Consider the following 15,988-nt stretch of genomic DNA (forward strand, 5'->3'; position numbering starts at 1 on the left):
AGAAGAGTGCATCAATTAAAGGGCGTATCTGACAACGTTGTCGCTCCATTCGTAGGCGGCCATTTCCAGCTCCACCAGGTCGTCCGGCGACATCGCCAGGTCGCGCAGGGTGGGCACGATTTCACCTTCCAGGTCTTCGATGCGTTCGATGCATTCGGCCAGGCGCAGCAGGTCGCCATAGAAACCGCTGCGCGACAGCAAGGCTTCGCTCACTTCATCAATCACTTCGATCTGGGAAAGGATTTCCGACATCGGTACGCCGAACAGGGTATCCATCAAGGACATGATGCCGACCGTAAAGGCGATGTCGGCCGAATGCGCGTGATTGGGGCGCAGTTTATGCGCCAGCAATTCCAGCAAGCGTCCACGCGTGGTGGCCAGCATCAGCAGTGGCGTCATGCTATGGCCGCGCTTGCTTGGTTCCGCATACAGCATGATTTGCAGCCAGCGCTGCAGCTGGCGGCGGCCCAGCACGGTGACGGCCTGGCTCAGCGAATCGATGCGCTGGCGCGCGCCCACGGCCGGCGTATTGACCAGGCGCAACAGGTTCAGGGCCAGCGAGACGTCGCGCTTGATGGCGCGCTCGATATCCATGTTATCGGCGTCGGACGTCACCAGGGTCATCAGTTCCATCACGGCCAGTTGCGACGGCGACAGTTTTTTACCGGTGATAATGGCCGGCTTGGCGAAATAATAGCCCTGGAAGTAATCGAAGCCCAGATCCAGGCCCGTCTTGAATTCTTCGCGCGTCTCGACCTTTTCCGCCACCAGCTTTTTGTGTTCCTGCTTGAAGCGGGGCGCCAGGCTGGCCAGCACGGCCGGATCGACGGTGCTCATGTCCATCTTCACGTAGTCCACCAGCGGCAGCAATTGCTGCACCTGATTCGTGTCCGACACCACGTTTTCCAGCGCAAAGGTGTAGCCGTGGCCCACCAGCTCGCTGATACGCGTGCGCAATTCCGGCGTGACGGTCATCGATTCGACGATTTCCAGCACCACTTTTTCGCGCGGCAGGAAAACAAAGATATCGCTCATGATCACGTCGGCATCGACATTCACGAAGCCGAGCGCGTCACCGATCACTTTTTCCATGCCCAGCTGCGAGGCATGCGCGATCACGGCAGCGGTAGCGGACAGGTCGCTGGTGATATTCGCAGGGCCGACAGGGGCGTTGCGGAATAGCAACTCATAACCAAACAGGGCCTGGTTACGGTCCAGTATCGGTTGGCGGCCCAAATAAAACTCGCGTACGCGCAAGGGTTTGGGGGAAATGTCGTTGCTGGAAATATCGATCATTAATTCTTCATCAATCACGTCGAGTGACGCCGGCCTTGCCCTCTGCGCCCGCATCTAGGTTCAATATTGACAATACTTTACCCGAATTTCTTTGTTTCGGATGTATTTTGGCAGCAATTGCTACTATTGTCGTCAACAAATTATACGGATTACTGTTCCTGTACTGCGCCATCGACAAATAACTTCAATTCGCCCGGCGCAAATGCCGTCCACGACTCATTGGTGGTCAACGGCTGGGTCACAATGACGGCGACCCGGTCCAGTGGCGTGGTAACCTGGGAAAAGTCCACGCTCAGATCATTGTCGGACAGTGTAGCAGTGGGAAACGGATGCTGTCGCACCAGATAATGCAAGCTGGTGGAACAATGGGCAAACAAGGCGTCGCCGCTGGACAGCATCATATTGAACGTACCATGGGCGGCTATGCCGGGCAGCAACTCGGCCAGCGCCGCGTGCAGCTGCGGCAGGTCCGGCGGGGCGTCGCCAAAGCGCGCGTGCAATTCTTGCAGCAGGTAGCAAAAGGCCCGCTCGCTGTCGGTGCAGCCCACGGGGCGGTAGCTGCCCGTCAGCACGGGATTGAACTCTTTCAGGTCGCCATTATGGGCAAACACCCAGTAGCGGCCCCACAGTTCGCGCACGAAGGGATGGCAATTTTCCAGCGCCACCTGGCCTTGCGTGGCCTTGCGGATATGCGCGATGACATTGCGTGACTTGATCGGATAGCGTTTGATCAGTTCAGCCACCGGCGAATTGATCGCAGCCTGGTGGTCGACGAAATGGCGCACGCCAGCGCCTTCGAAAAACGCGATGCCCCAGCCGTCATGGTGGGTATCGGTGTGGCCGCCACGCATGGCAAAGCCGGTAAAACTAAACACAATGTCGGTAGGGACATTGCAATTCATTGCGAGAAGTTGGCACATGGTCTGTTTGCAGCGAGGTAACGCTGCCACCATACCATGCCGACTCGCGGATTGGTATGGTGGCTATCGCCATCAAACAACACTACCTCAATGCAGCAAAACAGGCTGGCTCATCAGGGAATCGTAGCTGCCCAGGAATTCATCGATCTCTTCCATGCTGGGTTCGCTGGCGATCAGTTCGGTGACATCGCGGCGGAAGTTCTGCGCCAGCACGCCGGCGATAAAGGTTTCGCGCTTGCCGCCCTTGTCGACGATTTCATAACCGCCAAAACGCAAGGCTTCCAGGTCACGGTCGGCGCCGAATTCGACGACGCTATATTGCTCGCTGTTATAGATCAGGTTCATTTTGCGTCCTTCGCTCAAGCAGGAGAAGCTCCTGCGGTTTCAGAACTGAGGTGGGGTTCACCGGCGCCATTTCAAGCGCCACGCCCACCTCTGCGGGGTCACATTTGTAACGAGATGCAAGAACGATCAAACTAAGTGAGCAGCAGATCCGCCTCCAGCGCCAGCCAGACGTCGTAGGGACTGGCAGACAGCCAGGCGCGCAATTGTTCGATATGCGTGGCGTCTGCCAGGCTGATGAACAGGTGCGCAGGGGGATGGCGCAGAAGACGATTCAATGTTACACGCAATACCAGATTGCCGCTGCAGCACAGGCAGCCTGGCGCAATACGCAATAGTTGCAAGGGTAACGATGAAGAGGGGGAAGTGGGTTCAGCCAGGTCGGCCAGTATCGAATTACCAGTCGCCAGGCCTTCCAGGATGACGGCCGTGCTTTCCTGCGGCTGCAAGGCTTGCGCGATGGCGGCCTCGCGCTCAGGGGCGCGCCCGCCGCTGACCAGGGTCAGCCGCGTCGCGCGCTGGGGGAGATTACGCAACGTGAGTCACACCATCCATCACAGGTTTTTCTTGGCCAGCTTGCCCGGTTCCACGCCCAGCTGTTTCAGCTTGCGGTACAAATGGGTGCGCTCCAGGCCCGTTTTTTCCGCCACGCGCGTCATGCTGCCGCCTTCACGGCCCAGGTGATGCTCGAAATACATGCGCTCGAAGGCGTCGCGTGCTTCGCGCAAAGGCAGGTCAAACGACAGATTGTAGCCATGGCCTTCCGTCGCCGCCGGTGCTGCGATGCCCGGACGCACCATCATCTGCTGCGGTGCGCTGCCACCAAAACTGGGCGCCGGATGGCTGCTGCTTTCCTCGGCAGGCGCCGGTGCGGCAGGCCGCGGCGCCACGCTAGGGGCGCGCACGGTTTCCTGGGCCCGCGTCAAGCCTTGCTGGACTGCTTTCAGCAGTTTTTGCAGGGCAATCGGTTTTTCCAGGAAGTTGAGTGCACCGATGCGTGTCGCTTCGACGGCGGTATCGATGGTGGCGTGGCCCGACATCATGATCACAGGCATGGTCAGCAAGCCATCGCGCTGCCATTCCTTGAGCAAGGTCACGCCATCGGTATCGGGCATCCAGATGTCCAGCAGCACCAGGTCGGGCGCGCCGGCCGCACGGGCCTCGCGCGCCTGCTGCGCATTTTCGGCCAGCTGGATAGCATGTCCTTCGTCGCCCAATATTTCCGAGAGCAACTCACGGATACCCATTTCATCATCCACTACGAGTATGTTTGCCATTCGTGTATTGCCTTCCTCATTTCGCCGCCCCCCGCACACAACAGGCGCACAGCGGACAACTATGATTTTATTAGTGTTTTAAATACTAAACCAGACTTCCCGTCCAGCAATTGCTAAGCCGGGGCGTCGGGAGCTAACTTTAACAGCAAAATGACCACTGAAGCGCCATTGCCGTCCACACGGTTCTCGATATCGATGCGCCCCCCATGCTCATCGATGATTTTCTTCACCATCGCCAGGCCCAGCCCCGTGCCGCGCGCCTTCGACGTGACGTAGGGCTCGAAGGCCCGCGCCAGGATCTTCGGCGCGAAACCGAGGCCATTGTCGGTGATGGCCAGCCGCACGGCGATGTTCACGCCGCCGTCTGCACTGCGATAATGAATTGCTTCCGTCCTCACGTCAATCCGGGGATGTGGCGAGTGCGGCGGCAGCTCTGCCATGGCGTCCTGTGCATTCTGCAGCAAATTGTGGATTACCTGGCGCAACTGAGTCGGATCGCCCATCACCATCGGCAAATTCGGCGCCAGTTGCGGGTGGATGATGTCGCCATCATCGCCGCGCAGATACAGGTTCAGGATTTCTTCGATCAGTTCATTCAGGCGCAGCGGCACCAGCACGGCCGGCGGCGTACGCGCATAGTCGCGGAAATCATCGACCATGCGCTTCATCGCATCGACCTGCTTGACGATGGTGGTGGTGGCGCGGCCCAGCAAATCGGCGTCGGGCTGCTCCAGTTTGCCTTCCAGCTTCATTTGCAGGCGCTCGGCCGACAGCTGGATCGGCGTCAGCGGATTCTTGATTTCATGCGCCAGGCGGCGCGCCACTTCGCCCCAGGCAATCGAACGCTGGGCCGAGATCACGTCGGAGATATCATCGAAGACAACGATGTAGCCGCTGCCGGACTCCAGCGGCAAACGCGAGCCGCGCGCCAGCAAGGTGATGTCATGCTCATCGGCACTGCTGCCCAGGCGGCGCGGGATTTCAATCTGCTGCTGCCAGTGCAGTCGCTGCTGGTTGCGGCCCGAGGCCGATTGCGCGCTCTGCGCCGTGAAGGCGCTGATGATGGCCTCGCCAAACTCTTCCATTCCGACAATACTTGCCAGTGGCAAGCCCACCATGCTGATGCCCGAATGCTGCAAGATGCGCTCGACCGACTCATTGCAGGTCACCAGCTTGAAATCGCCATCGAGCACCATCACGCCGGCCGACATATTGGCCAGCACCGATTCCAGGTGGGCCTTGGCATTTTGCAGCGCGGCGCGGTTGCTTTCCACCGAAGTGCGCGCATCGAGCAACTGGCGCGTCATGATGTTGAACGATTGCGTCAAAGTACCCAGTTCATCCTTGGTAGCGACGATCGGGCGCGGCGACAAGTCGCCCTCGGCCACGGCGCGCGTGCCTTCCGCCAGCAGCAGCAAAGGCTGGGCCAGCTTGCCGGCGATCAGAAAGGCGCTGCCGATGGCGCCAAAGATGGCCAGCAGCAAGGTCAGGGTGAGGATTTCCATGTACATCTTGCGCAAGCCCACGCGCGCCACAAAACGTTCCTTGTACTCGCTGTAGGCAGCGCGCAACATTTCGCCATTGGTGGCCAGCTTGGGCGGCACCGATTGCAGCAATTGCAGGTAGCGCGGCGACACGGAGGGCCCCGGCACGGCCACCAGCACGCGCAAGCGCAGGCTGGCGGCCGTGTCGAGCGGCGAAGGCGGCGCGCGCGGCGCGGCGCCCGACTCCATGCCGTCATCGTGCAGTTCCAGCCCGCCCTCGGCCGAGGCATAGCCGGCCGGCAAGGCAGCCTGCGCCAGCATGGCCGGCGTGGGCAAGTCAGCGGCGCTATGCGGTCCCGCGCTGGCCAGCAAGACGCCATCGGCGCTGACCAGCATCACATTTTGCATCCCCTCCTCGCGCAGCAGGCTCGTCAGGATGATGGGACTGGCGACCGGATCGAGGTGCAGCTCCTCGACCGCCTTGTGGCCCCGATGATCGAGCTCGACCAGGGCCGCATCGAGACCGGCACGCCCCAGTTCCAGTCCCGATTCCAGCGCCGCCTCGATCTTGACGTTGAACCACGATTCGATGGAATGGGAAACAAATTGCACGGAAACAAGAAAAATCACCAGTCCCGGCAAGATGCCGACGGCGGCGAACAGCATCACCAGCCGCGTCATCAGCTTGGAGCCGAACTTGCCGCTCTTGTAGCGGGCATACAGCCGCGCCAGCGAAATGCCGACCAGCGCCAGCAGCGAGACGGCCACGGCCGCGTTCAGGCCCAGCAGCCAGGAATAGTAACGGTCGAAGAAGCCGGAATTGTCCGAGGCGGACGCCAGCAGGAAGAGCAGGATACTGACTATGCCGCCGCCCACCACCAGCAGATAGCGCAATGCTTGTGTCACTACTCCGCCGTATACAAGAAGGTTTTTTTATTCGACGCCAGACGCCAGTCGCTATTATTGAAGGCGTTGACCTGGATCGGCTTGGGCAGGTAATCACGGTCCATGCCCATGCGCAAGGTGACGTTATACGTCTGCCCCACCTTCAGCGCGCCGCGCGGCGCCACCAGCCAGCGGCTGGGCCGCCGGATCAGGAACAGCGCATCGTCGAGACTGGGGAAACTTTGCTGCAAGCCGCCGATGGAAACGTGGTACTGGCGGGTCAATACGTTATACGACAGGCGGCTGGTCTGGCGCGCCACGATGGCTTTTTCGTCAAACCAATACCAGCGCGGCCGGGTAATCTCGATTTCCGTGGTGAAAAACAGCGGCACGCCATGCTGCACGGCGTCATCCAGATCATGATTCAGATCAAAGGAATAGCGGGCATCGAGTTTGTAACCATCTTCCCCCGACTCGATGTAAAAACGCGTGATCTCAACCACATCGGCGGCATACGCGCGAGGCATCAGACATGCCAGCATCAGCAGCAGGGCCAGGAGTCGGAAGAGTCGTTTTGTCACAAGTGTGCCAGTGTAGTCCGTAGGAAAAAGAGCGACGCCGTGCTCAAGCCGCATTTTTTTGGAATAACGCATAGAACAAACCGTCATGGTCCTGTTCCGCGCTGCCGGTGGGCAAGAGCTGGCCAGGGGCTGTCAAACGAGTCGCATTATTACGTACCGCAAAGGCCGCCGCTTGCGCTTCGGATTCTTGCGGCCACAAAGAGCAAGTCACGAACAGCAATTTACCATCGGGGCGCAGCATCTGCCACAGGTTGTCCAGGATTTTCGATGAAAGTGTTGCAAGTTGGAACGCATCGCCCTTGCGGCGCAGCCAGCGGATATCGGGATGGCGGCGCACGATACCGGATGCCGTGCACGGCACGTCGGCCAGGATACGGTCGTATTGCTGGCCATCCCACCACGCGTTCGATTGCGCATCCTGCGCCTTCAGGGTCGCGTGCAAACCCAGGCGTTCCAGGTTTTCGGCGATGCGCGGCAAGCGCTTGGCGTCCGCGTCGATGGCGGTCACTTGCACCTCAGCCATCTCCAGGATGTGGCAAGTCTTGCCGCCCGGCGCCGCGCAGGCGTCCAGCACGCGCATGCCATCGTGCAAATCGAGCAACGGTGCGGCCAGCTGGGCGCCGGCATCCTGCACCGAAACATGACCTTGCTCAAAGCCGGGAATCAGGTGCACGCCGATCGGTTTGTCCAGGCGCACGGCAAACGGTCCCACCTGGCGCGCTGCGATACCGGCCTCAGCCAGCACGGCCAGGTAGGCTTCCACCGTGCTCTTGCGGCGGTTCACGCGCAAGGTCAACGGTGGCGCGGCATTGCCTGCCGTCAAAATGGCTTGCCAGTCGCGCGGGTAGGCCAGGCGCAAGGAATCGATCCACCACTGCGGATAGTTCCATTGTGCCAACGGTTGTTGCAAAGCCGCTTCCAGCAAGGATTTACGTTCGCGCAAGAAACGGCGCAACACGGCATTGACCATGCCCTTGGCGTGCGCCAGGTCCGGATGCGAGGTGGCGACCGTGACGGCCTGGTCCACCACCGTGAATTCTTCATACGGCTGCTCGCCCGGCTCGGGCGACATCAGCGACAGCGCGCAGCACAGCAGTGCGGCCAGCATCGGCGGCTCGGGCGCCTTCGAGGTCATCAAGCCGACCAGGGTTTCGCTGCGGCCCAGCTGGCGCATGGTACGGTAGGAAATATCCTGGATCGCGCCGCGCGCTTGCGGGCTGGCGTTCGATTGCGTAAACACCTTGGCCAGCGCCTGCGGCAAGGCCGTGCCGGTACGTACTTGCGCTACCGCATTGGCGGCGCCCAGCAGGCAAAAGGCCAGTGAATCGGCGCGCAGATCAGGCTGGAAGCCGGGCTGCAACACGGGTTTCAAATCGGGATGGTAGCTGGGACGCAATTTCGGCGCCGTCGCCGGGCCTGGCGCCGGCTTGGTTTTCAGTTTCAGCGTGGGGCGCTTGATCATAGAGTATCCGGTGTGGCTGCGCGCGGCTGGCGGCATGGGGGCAATCGCGGCCGCGCGTCATCAATAAAGGGTCGATTGTAGCGTTTGTGGCGCTCTCTGAACCAGACGATTGCAGCGATCCGGGCAATTTGCGGCAAAAAACTGCCTATATAGAGGGAGAACTGCTAGTGCTGATGTTTTCCCGCATCGTTATCGCACATTAAAAGTATTTAATTGGCAATATTAATATCACCATGCGCCGGCATGCCGCTCTGATAAGATAGTGAAAATGGCCAGCCTGGACAGGCTGTCCCACTCGTGCCCCCACTTGCGGTCCTGCCTGCTGTCGCGCTGCAGGCCCGCTTGCGTATTGTTCCTGACAGCAAACCAGTATAATTAAAGCTGTCCGGGCGGCGGCGCATGCCAGCCGTCCGTTTGCTTTTGTTGCACCTTATTGCTACATCCTTATTCATTCTATTCATTCTTAACGCGGTTCCACCGCCATCCTGCTCATGCTCGCCCAACAGAAACAAGAAATCATCGCCCTGTTCCAGGCCGCCCTCGCTCCCGTCCTGGCCGGCACCTCGCTGACCCCGTCCGTGGTGCTCGAGCGACCACGCGATGCATCGCATGGCGACGTCGCCTGCAATATCGCCATGCAACTGGCCAAGCAGCTGAAACAGAATCCGCGCGAACTGGCACAAACCATCGTCACGGCCGTACTGGCCAACCCGGCCGGCAAAGGCTTGATCGAGGCGGTGGAAATCGCCGGCCCCGGCTTCATCAACGTGCGCGTCTCGGCCGCCGCGAAACAGGCCGTGGTCAAGACCATCCTGGCCGAAGGCGATCGCTATGGCCGCGGCACGGCCGGCGCCGGCAAACAGGTGATCCTGGAATTCGTCTCGGCCAATCCGACCGGCCCGCTGCACGTGGGCCACGGCCGCCAGGCGGCGCTGGGCGATGCATTGTCGTCGCTGTTCGATGCGCAAGGCTACAAGGTCACGCGCGAGTTTTACTACAACGACGCCGGCGTGCAGATCCAGACCCTGGCCCATTCCGTGCAGGCGCGCGCGCGCGGCTTCAAGCCGGGCGACGCCGAATGGCCTGAATCGGCCTACAACGGTGACTACATCGCCGACATCGCCGAAGATTTTAAAGCCGGCAAGACCGTCTCGGCCAGCGATGGCTTGCCCGCCACGGCCAATGGCAATGTGGACGATCTCGAATCGATCCGCCCGTTCGCCGTCACTTACCTGCGCAACGAACAGGACATCGACCTGCAGGCGTTCGGCGTGAAGTTCGACAATTACTACCTGGAGTCCTCGCTGTACGCCGACGGCAAGGTCAACGCCGCGGTGGAAAACCTGGTCAAGGCCGGCCACACCTATGAACAGGATGGCGCGCTGTGGCTGCGCACCACCGACTATGGCGACGACAAGGACCGTGTGATGCGCAAGACCGACGGCGGCTACACCTATTTCGTGCCGGACGTGGCTTACCACCTGGTGAAATGGCAGCGCGGCTACAACCAGGCCATCAACATCCAGGGCAGCGACCACCACGGCACCATCGCCCGCGTGCGCGCCGGCCTGCAGGCGCTCGACATGGGCATCCCGCAGGGCTATCCCGACTACGTGCTGCACAAGATGGTCACCGTCATGAAGGACGGCGAAGAAGTGAAGATCTCGAAACGCGCCGGCTCCTACGTCACCGTGCGCGACCTGATCGAATGGTCGGGCGGCGGCGATATCGCCAAGGGCCGCGATGCCGTGCGCTTCTTCCTGATCTCGCGCAAGGCCGACACCGAATTCGTGTTCGACGTCGACGTGGCCCTGAAAACCACCGATGAAAACCCGGTGTATTACGTCCAGTACGCGCATGCGCGCATCTGCCGCATCCTGGAAAACTGGGGCGGCGATGAAAGCAGCATCGCCGGCGCCGACCTGTCTGCCCTGACAGCGCCGACCGAAGCGACCTTGCTGGCGACCCTGGCCGCCTACCCGGAAATGCTGGTGCGCGCGCAAAGCGAACTGGGACCGCACCAGGTGGCGTTCTACCTGCGCGACCTGGCCGCCAACCTGCACAGCTTCTACTTCGCCGAAAAAGTGCTGGTCGAAGACGAAGCCGTCAAACTGGCCCGTCTGGCGCTGGTGGTGGCTGCGCGCCAGGTACTGCGCAACGGCCTGGCACTGATCGGCGTATCCGCGCCAACCAAAATGTAATCGCGAAAGTCTAACCGCCAATGAACCACGCCTCCCTTTGCGCTTCCCGTTTCTCTCCTGTCCGCCGCCAGCAGGGCAACACCCTGGTCGGCATCATCATCGGCCTGGTCGTCGGCCTGGGTATTGCCGTGGTGGTCGCCCTGATGATCACCAAGGGTTCGTCGCCTTTCACCGACAAGTCGGGTGGCAAGGCCGGTAAATCGGCCGAGCCGACGGCCGGCCAGATCGCCGATCCGAACAAGCCGATGTACGGCAACAAGGAAGCAGCCAAGGAGGCGGCGCGCGATTTTTCGAAAGAGCCGCGTGAACTGTCCACGCCAGGCACACAGGTGGCAACGCCAGCGGCGCCAGCCCCGGTGGCGCCGGCAGCACCGGCGCCCAAGGCGCCACCGGCCGATCCGCTGCAGGAACTGATCGGCACCCTGAAGGACAAGCCGGCGCCGAAAGCACCTGCCGCCGCACCTGCGCCACAGGCAAAGGTGGAAACCAAGGCAGCCGATGCAGCCAGCGACAAATGGATTTATTATCTGCAGGCTGGCGCCTTCCAGAATATGGCAGACGCCGAAAGCACGCGCGGCAAACTGGCCTTGCTGGGCTTTGAAGCGGCCATCAGCGACCGCAGCACCGATAACGGCGTGCTGCACCGGGTCCGTATCGGTCCTTTCAACCAGGTCGAGGCGATGAACCGCGCGCGCACCAAGCTCTCTGAAAACGGCGTCGATGTCGCCGTCGTTCGCAACCAAAAATAAGGAATCAGCATGCGTTTTCTGAACAAAGTCCTGCTCGCCGCCGCCCTGTGCAGCGCCGCCCTGGGAGCCCATGCCTCGCCGTCCGATCCGAAAAACGGCGTCGAGTATGAAACCCTGGCCACGCCGCAGCCAACGGATGCGGGCAAGAAGGTCGAAGTGACGGAGTTTTTCGCCTACTACTGCCCGCATTGCAATGCACTCGAACCGCAGTTGTCGGCGTGGGTCAAGAAACAGGGCGACAATATCGTCTTCAAGCGCGTGCACGTGTCGCGCGATGAAAGCGTGGCGCCGCAACAGCGTTTGTTCTTTACGCTGCAAGCCATGGGCCTGGTCGACAAGCTGCACACCAAGGTCTTCCAGGCCATGCACGTGGAGCGCAACCGCCTGAACACCGATGATGCCGTGTTCGATTTCATCACCAAGCAGGGCGTCGACCGCCAGAAATTCATCGACACCTACCGCTCGATGGGCATCTCGGGCCGCATCCGCCACGCCGATGCCATGATGCAGGCATATAACGTCACTTTCTGGCCCATGATCGCCATCGATGGCCGCTACATCACCTCGCCTTCGCAAGCCGACCAGGGCAGCAAGACGGCAAAAAATGAAGAGCAGCTGAACAGCCAGGCCCTGACCGTGATGGACATCCTGGTGGCGAAAGCCAAAGCGGAAAAGAAGTAAGCATGCACACCTCCCTGGCGCGCCGTGCGTAATAGCGTATCGAGCGTATTCATCACCGGCGCGTCGAGCGGACTGGGCGCCGCCCTGGCGTTGCAGTACGCGCGCCAGGGAGCCCGGCTGGGCCTGCTGGCCCGCCGCGGCGAAAGCCTGGCCCACCTGATCGCCTCCCTGCCCCAGCCTGAACTGCACCGCGCCTACGCCGTCGATGTCTGCGACCACGCGGCGCTGAAGCTGGCGGCCGAGGATTTTTTACAGGCAGCAGGACGCATCGACGTCGTCATCGCCAGCGCCGGCGTTTCCTACGGCACCCTGACCGAACACGCGGAAGACCTGTATGCGTTTGCCCGCCTGATGGAGATTAACGTCACGGCCACCGTCGCCACCTTTGCGCCCTTTATCGCCGCCATGAAAGTCCAGGGCAGCGGGCGCCTGGTGGGCATCGCCAGCGTGGCCGGCATCCGCGGCCTGCCCGGCGCCGAAGCCTACAGCGCCTCGAAGGCGGCCGTGATCAGCTACTGCGAATCGCTGCGCCTGGAATTGAAAACAGCCGGCATCCGGGTCGTCACCATCACCCCCGGCTATATCGACACGCCGATGACGCGCCACAATGCCTACCGCATGCCCTTTTTGATGCCGGCCGAGAAATTCGCCGCCCGCGCCGCGCGCGCCATCGATGACGGCGACAGCTACCGCGTGATTCCTTGGCAGATGGGTATCGTCGCCAAGCTGCTGCGCGCGCTGCCCAACCTTCTCTACGACCGGCTGTTCGCCAGGGCGCCGCGCAAGGCGCGCCAGGCACGCAAGCCATCGGGCGAACACCAGTAATACCGGACACCATGACCAAGCATACCGACCTGACCAGCGCGGCCATTGGCGCGCACTGCGCCACCGGCGCCTCCCACGTGACCATCGAAGTGGTCGAGGAAACCGGCTCCACCAACGCCGACCTGCTGGCCCGCTGCGCCAGCCTGGCCGGCCCTACCCTGCGCATCGCCGGTCAGCAAACGGCCGGCCGTGGCCGCGCGGGCCGTCCATGGCTATCGCAGCCCGACGCCACCCTGATGTTCTCTCTGGCCTGGCGCTTCAAGGGACCGCTGCACCAGCTGGTCGGCTTGCCGCTGGCCGTCGGCGTGGCGCTGGCGGAAACCATCTGCGCGCTGGGCGTGCCGGTGCAACTGAAATGGCCGAATGACTTGATGAAGGATGGCAGCAAGCTGGCCGGCATCCTGGTCGAATCGCAGCAAACGCCCGATGGTGTGTGGGCGGTGATCGGCTGCGGCATCAATTTGCTGATGCCCGACGCACTGGAGCAGCAGATCGGGCGCAGCGTATCGGCCGTGCCGTGGCTGGCGCAGATGGAGCGCAATACCCTGGTGGCCGCCCTGCTCAGCCGCCTGGCCGGCGTGCTGGCCGAATTCGACGACACGGGCTTCGCGCCCTTTGCGGAACGCTGGAACAGCCTGCACGCGTGGCAGGACCAGCACGTGAAAATCCTCGACAATGGCCAGCTGCTGCAGCAAGGCGTCGCCAGTGGCGTCGACCACCTGGGCCGTTTGCTGCTGCGCACCGAGACCGGCCTGGTCGAAATCATGTCCGGCGATATCTCGCTGCGCCTGGGCCAGGAGTAAGCCATGCTGCTGTTGATCGACGCCGGCAATACGCGCATCAAATGGGCCCTGGTCTCGCCTGGCAGCGCGGCCGGCGCCTGGCTGGCCAGCGGCGCCGTGGCGCACGCGCAGCTGCATAGCTTGCAAGCCACCTGGGCCGGCCTGGCCGTCTCGGAAGTGCTGCTGTCGAATGTGGCAGGAACCGCCATCGGCGCGCGCCTGCAAGCCATGCTGCCGGTTCAGGCGGGCCTGTTCGCCTCGCTGCCGCGGCTGGCCGGCGTCGTCAACGCGTACCGCGATCCGTCGCAACTGGGCTGCGACCGCTTTGCCGCCGCCATCGGCGCGCACGCGCTGGCGCCCAGCCAGGCCGTCATCGTCGCCAATTGCGGCACCGCCACCACCATCGACGCGATCACCGCCGACGGCGTTTTCCTGGGCGGGATGATCTTGCCGGGCCTGGGCCTGATGGCCAGTTCGCTGGCGCGCAATACGGCGCAGCTGCCGCAGATCGGCGACGGGAACCGCGCACCAAGCGGCTTTGCCGACAATACCGATGACGCTATCCTCAGCGGCTGCCTGGCGGCCCAGGCGGGCGCCATCGAGCGGGCCGTGCGCATGCATGGCGCCACGGCTTGCTTGCTGTCGGGCGGCGCCGCGCCGCGCATCGCTTCCGCCCTTTCGATTGCCTTCCGGCTGGTGGACAATATCGTCATGACCGGTTTGCAAACGGCCGCACAGATTGACCATCAAGGGGAACAGGCATGCTGAAATTCGTCTTCTGGCTGCTGGCCGCCATCAATGTGCTGGTACTGGCCATCGGCCAGGGCTATCTGGGCAGTTTTCGCAGCGAGACGCACGAACCGGCACGCCTGCAAGCCCAGCTTCACATCGACAAGATCAAGCTGCTAAGCGAAGCGCAGGCGCAAGCGATCGTCACGCCGCCCGCCGCTGCGCCAGAAATACCGGCCGCACCTGCCGCACCGCAAACCTATGCTTGCACGGAAGTGGGCAACTTCGTGCTGGCCGACGGACGCCGTTTCGAAGCGCAACTGGACGCGCTGGCACTGGGCGACCGCCAGTCGCGCCGCAATGTCGCGGGACAGGAAATTTCCAGCTATATGGTCTACATCCCTTCGCAAGGCAGCAAGGAAGGCGCCGACCGCAAGGCCGGCGAACTGAAACAGCTGGGCGTGACGAATTACTTCGTCATGGGCGAAGGCAGCCCCATACGCTGGGGGATTTCACTGGGCGTGTTCAAGTCGGAAGACAGCGCGCAAAGCCAGCTGGCGGCGCTCAATAAACGGGGCGTGCACAGCGCCCGCGTCGGTCCCCGCTACAGTTCCAGCAAACTGCTGTCCTACCAGTTCCGCGACCTCGATGCGGCCACGCATGCGCGCCTGCTGGAGATCAAGGCGAAGTTCCCGGACCAGGAACTGCGCAGCTGCAAATAATCAGCGTTGAATGACAATCGGCTTGACACCGGCCGATTCCGGCAAGCTGGCCGCCGCCCGTGCCGCATCGGCGCGGCTGGCGAACGGTCCACCGTATAAACGGAATAGCGGGCCGGCCGGCACCACTTCCAGCTTGCCCAGGCTGGACGCATACGGCGCCAGCAGGGTGCGCCCTGTTTCCGCATTGTCGGCGCGCGAATACGCCCCCAGCTGCAGATAAAAACCGCTGGCCAGTGCGGCTGGCGCAGGCGCCGCGACGGTGGCATCGACTGCCTGCGCCGTGACTTCCGGCTGTACCACGGCGCTCGTCTCGGGCGGCGTATCGATGGAAATGGCCACCACCGACGGCGTCAGTGGCGCCGGCTTGGGCGCCGCGCGCGATGCCAGGATCGCATCGATATCGGCCGGCAGCAAGCGCTCGACGATCACCTCGTGGCTGCCCTTGCCCAGGAAACCCAGTTTCAGCGCGGCCGTGTACGACACGTCGATCACGCGCGTGGCGTGGAACGGGCCACGGTCGTTGATGCGCACGATCACCTGCTCGCCGCTCTCGGTGCTGGTCACCCGCGCATACGACGGTATCGGCAGGGTCGGATGGGCCGCCGTCATCTTGTACATATCGTAGATCTCGCCCGACGAGGTGCGCTGGCCATGGAATTTCTTGCCATACCAGGTGCCGATGCCACGCTGCGTAAACGGCTGGTTATCCGTCATCGGCGTATAGGTTTTGCCAAACACGACATACGGACGGTTGGCGCGCGTGGAATACGGTTCGTTGCGCACTTCCGCATCGGGCACGTCGCGCAGGTTAGGCGGCGGATTGTCGCCAGGACCGTCATCCTTGTAATAGCCGCCGCGGCCGGAGCCGGCCGCCGGCAGCGCCGGCAAGGTCGGATCCTGGCGCACGGGCACCTTGACCTTGCCGCCAGAAGGCGGCAGCGGCACATTGGATGACTTTTGCGGCGTGGTGCCGCAGGCGGTCAATACCAGCACGGACAGCACCGCGGCAGCGTTTCGGATAGTACTTCGATTCATAGACACGTCCTCTTTGT

General features: G+C 62.2%; 16 protein-coding genes. 7 read left to right on the forward strand and 9 right to left on the reverse strand.

The genetic code is table 11. The features are described 5' to 3' along the window. Positions 1 to 15: 15 nt before the first annotated feature. From ACL9RI_RS20360 to rsmB, 8 genes are all read right to left on the reverse strand, one after another. Entirely contained in the window at positions 16 to 1,296 is a 1,281-nt protein-coding gene (locus ACL9RI_RS20360; protein ID WP_422728303.1) for an EAL and HDOD domain-containing protein, read from the reverse strand. Positions 1,297 to 1,445: 149 nt separating this feature from the next. After that, positions 1,446 to 2,216: a class II glutamine amidotransferase gene (locus tag ACL9RI_RS20365; RefSeq protein ID WP_422728304.1), complete on the reverse strand. Its 771-nt coding sequence runs from the start codon at positions 2,214 to 2,216 to the stop codon at positions 1,446 to 1,448. 87 nt (positions 2,217 to 2,303) lie between these two features. Continuing rightward, complete coding sequence (locus ACL9RI_RS20370; RefSeq protein WP_071325424.1) at positions 2,304 to 2,561, reverse strand: BTH_I0359 family protein; 258 nt, start codon at positions 2,559 to 2,561, stop codon at positions 2,304 to 2,306. A 131-nt stretch (positions 2,562 to 2,692) separates the two neighbouring features. After that, complete coding sequence (locus tag ACL9RI_RS20375; protein ID WP_422728305.1) at positions 2,693 to 3,094, reverse strand: GTPase; 402 nt, start codon at positions 3,092 to 3,094, stop codon at positions 2,693 to 2,695. Between the two features lie 18 nt (positions 3,095 to 3,112). Beyond that, positions 3,113 to 3,835 carry a response regulator gene (locus ACL9RI_RS20380; protein WP_422728306.1) on the reverse strand — a complete coding sequence of 241 codons (723 nt, stop codon included), beginning with the start codon at positions 3,833 to 3,835 and terminating at the stop codon, positions 3,113 to 3,115. 113 nt (positions 3,836 to 3,948) lie between these two features. Then, positions 3,949 to 6,225, reverse strand: a complete 2,277-nt coding sequence (locus ACL9RI_RS20385) for a sensor histidine kinase (RefSeq protein WP_422728307.1) — start codon at positions 6,223 to 6,225, stop codon at positions 3,949 to 3,951. Further along, positions 6,225 to 6,731, reverse strand: a complete 507-nt coding sequence (locus tag ACL9RI_RS20390; protein WP_422728308.1) for a DUF4390 domain-containing protein — start codon at positions 6,729 to 6,731, stop codon at positions 6,225 to 6,227. Before ACL9RI_RS20390 ends, ACL9RI_RS20385 begins: the two co-directional genes overlap by 1 nt. A 97-nt stretch (positions 6,732 to 6,828) precedes the next feature. Then, on the reverse strand, positions 6,829 to 8,247 hold the full coding sequence (rsmB, locus tag ACL9RI_RS20395; RefSeq protein WP_422728309.1) for a 16S rRNA (cytosine(967)-C(5))-methyltransferase RsmB: 1,419 nt from the start codon (positions 8,245 to 8,247) through the stop codon (positions 6,829 to 6,831). Positions 8,248 to 8,738: 491 nt separating this feature from the next. Here rsmB and argS point away from each other — a divergent pair, with 491 nt between their 5' ends. Genes argS through ACL9RI_RS20430 form a run of 7 tightly spaced genes read left to right on the forward strand, consistent with a single transcriptional unit; the run spans position 8,739 to position 14,936 of the window. After that, entirely contained in the window at positions 8,739 to 10,448 is a 1,710-nt protein-coding gene (gene argS / locus ACL9RI_RS20400) for an arginine--tRNA ligase (protein WP_422728310.1), read from the forward strand. Positions 10,449 to 10,468: 20 nt separating this feature from the next. Then, a complete protein-coding gene (locus tag ACL9RI_RS20405; protein ID WP_422728311.1) occupies positions 10,469 to 11,197 on the forward strand; it encodes an SPOR domain-containing protein in 729 nt (242 codons plus the stop codon). Positions 11,198 to 11,206: 9 nt separating this feature from the next. Then, the gene (locus ACL9RI_RS20410) at positions 11,207 to 11,878 is read left to right on the forward strand and encodes a thiol:disulfide interchange protein DsbA/DsbL (protein WP_422728312.1); all 672 of its coding nucleotides are present in this window, start codon (positions 11,207 to 11,209) and stop codon (positions 11,876 to 11,878) included. 24 nt (positions 11,879 to 11,902) lie between these two features. Further along, positions 11,903 to 12,703 (forward strand): SDR family oxidoreductase, encoded by an 801-nt coding sequence (locus ACL9RI_RS20415; protein ID WP_422728313.1) that lies wholly within the window; start codon positions 11,903 to 11,905, stop codon positions 12,701 to 12,703. A gap of 11 nt (positions 12,704 to 12,714) precedes the next feature. Continuing rightward, positions 12,715 to 13,506 carry a biotin--[acetyl-CoA-carboxylase] ligase gene (locus ACL9RI_RS20420; RefSeq protein ID WP_422728314.1) on the forward strand — a complete coding sequence of 264 codons (792 nt, stop codon included), beginning with the start codon at positions 12,715 to 12,717 and terminating at the stop codon, positions 13,504 to 13,506. 3 nt (positions 13,507 to 13,509) lie between these two features. Then, on the forward strand, positions 13,510 to 14,253 hold the full coding sequence (locus ACL9RI_RS20425; protein ID WP_422728315.1) for a type III pantothenate kinase: 744 nt from the start codon (positions 13,510 to 13,512) through the stop codon (positions 14,251 to 14,253). Then, entirely contained in the window at positions 14,247 to 14,936 is a 690-nt protein-coding gene (locus ACL9RI_RS20430) for an SPOR domain-containing protein (protein ID WP_422728316.1), read from the forward strand. The genes ACL9RI_RS20425 and ACL9RI_RS20430 overlap by 7 nt, the downstream gene beginning before the upstream one ends. Here the strand turns inward: ACL9RI_RS20430 and ACL9RI_RS20435 are convergent, their stop codons facing one another. Then, positions 14,937 to 15,971: a septal ring lytic transglycosylase RlpA family protein gene (locus ACL9RI_RS20435; RefSeq protein WP_422728317.1), complete on the reverse strand. Its 1,035-nt coding sequence runs from the start codon at positions 15,969 to 15,971 to the stop codon at positions 14,937 to 14,939. Between the last annotated feature and the right edge of the window lie 17 nt (positions 15,972 to 15,988).

Origin of the sequence: Janthinobacterium sp. Mn2066 (assembly GCF_049319705.1) — a bacterium.
Taxonomy (GTDB): Bacteria; Pseudomonadota; Gammaproteobacteria; order Burkholderiales; family Burkholderiaceae_D; genus Janthinobacterium.

Excerpts from the sequence above, each read along its gene's own strand:
- ACL9RI_RS20360 (WP_422728303.1), bottom strand. The coding sequence starts at position 1,296 with ATGATCGATATTTCCAGCAACGACATTTCCCCCAAACCCTTGCGCGTA.
- ACL9RI_RS20365 (WP_422728304.1), bottom strand. The coding sequence starts at position 2,216 with ATGTGCCAACTTCTCGCAATGAATTGCAATGTCCCTACCGACATTGTG.
- ACL9RI_RS20370 (WP_071325424.1), bottom strand. The coding sequence starts at position 2,561 with ATGAACCTGATCTATAACAGCGAGCAATATAGCGTCGTCGAATTCGGC.
- ACL9RI_RS20380 (WP_422728306.1), bottom strand. The coding sequence starts at position 3,835 with ATGGCAAACATACTCGTAGTGGATGATGAAATGGGTATCCGTGAGTTG.
- ACL9RI_RS20390 (WP_422728308.1), bottom strand. The coding sequence starts at position 6,731 with ATGCCTCGCGCGTATGCCGCCGATGTGGTTGAGATCACGCGTTTTTAC.
- rsmB (WP_422728309.1), bottom strand. The coding sequence starts at position 8,247 with ATGATCAAGCGCCCCACGCTGAAACTGAAAACCAAGCCGGCGCCAGGC.
- argS (WP_422728310.1), top strand. The coding sequence starts at position 8,739 with ATGCTCGCCCAACAGAAACAAGAAATCATCGCCCTGTTCCAGGCCGCC.
- ACL9RI_RS20405 (WP_422728311.1), top strand. The coding sequence starts at position 10,469 with ATGAACCACGCCTCCCTTTGCGCTTCCCGTTTCTCTCCTGTCCGCCGC.
- ACL9RI_RS20410 (WP_422728312.1), top strand. The coding sequence starts at position 11,207 with ATGCGTTTTCTGAACAAAGTCCTGCTCGCCGCCGCCCTGTGCAGCGCC.
- ACL9RI_RS20420 (WP_422728314.1), top strand. The coding sequence starts at position 12,715 with ATGACCAAGCATACCGACCTGACCAGCGCGGCCATTGGCGCGCACTGC.
- ACL9RI_RS20425 (WP_422728315.1), top strand. The coding sequence starts at position 13,510 with ATGCTGCTGTTGATCGACGCCGGCAATACGCGCATCAAATGGGCCCTG.
- ACL9RI_RS20430 (WP_422728316.1), top strand. The coding sequence starts at position 14,247 with ATGCTGAAATTCGTCTTCTGGCTGCTGGCCGCCATCAATGTGCTGGTA.
- ACL9RI_RS20435 (WP_422728317.1), bottom strand. The coding sequence starts at position 15,971 with ATGAATCGAAGTACTATCCGAAACGCTGCCGCGGTGCTGTCCGTGCTG.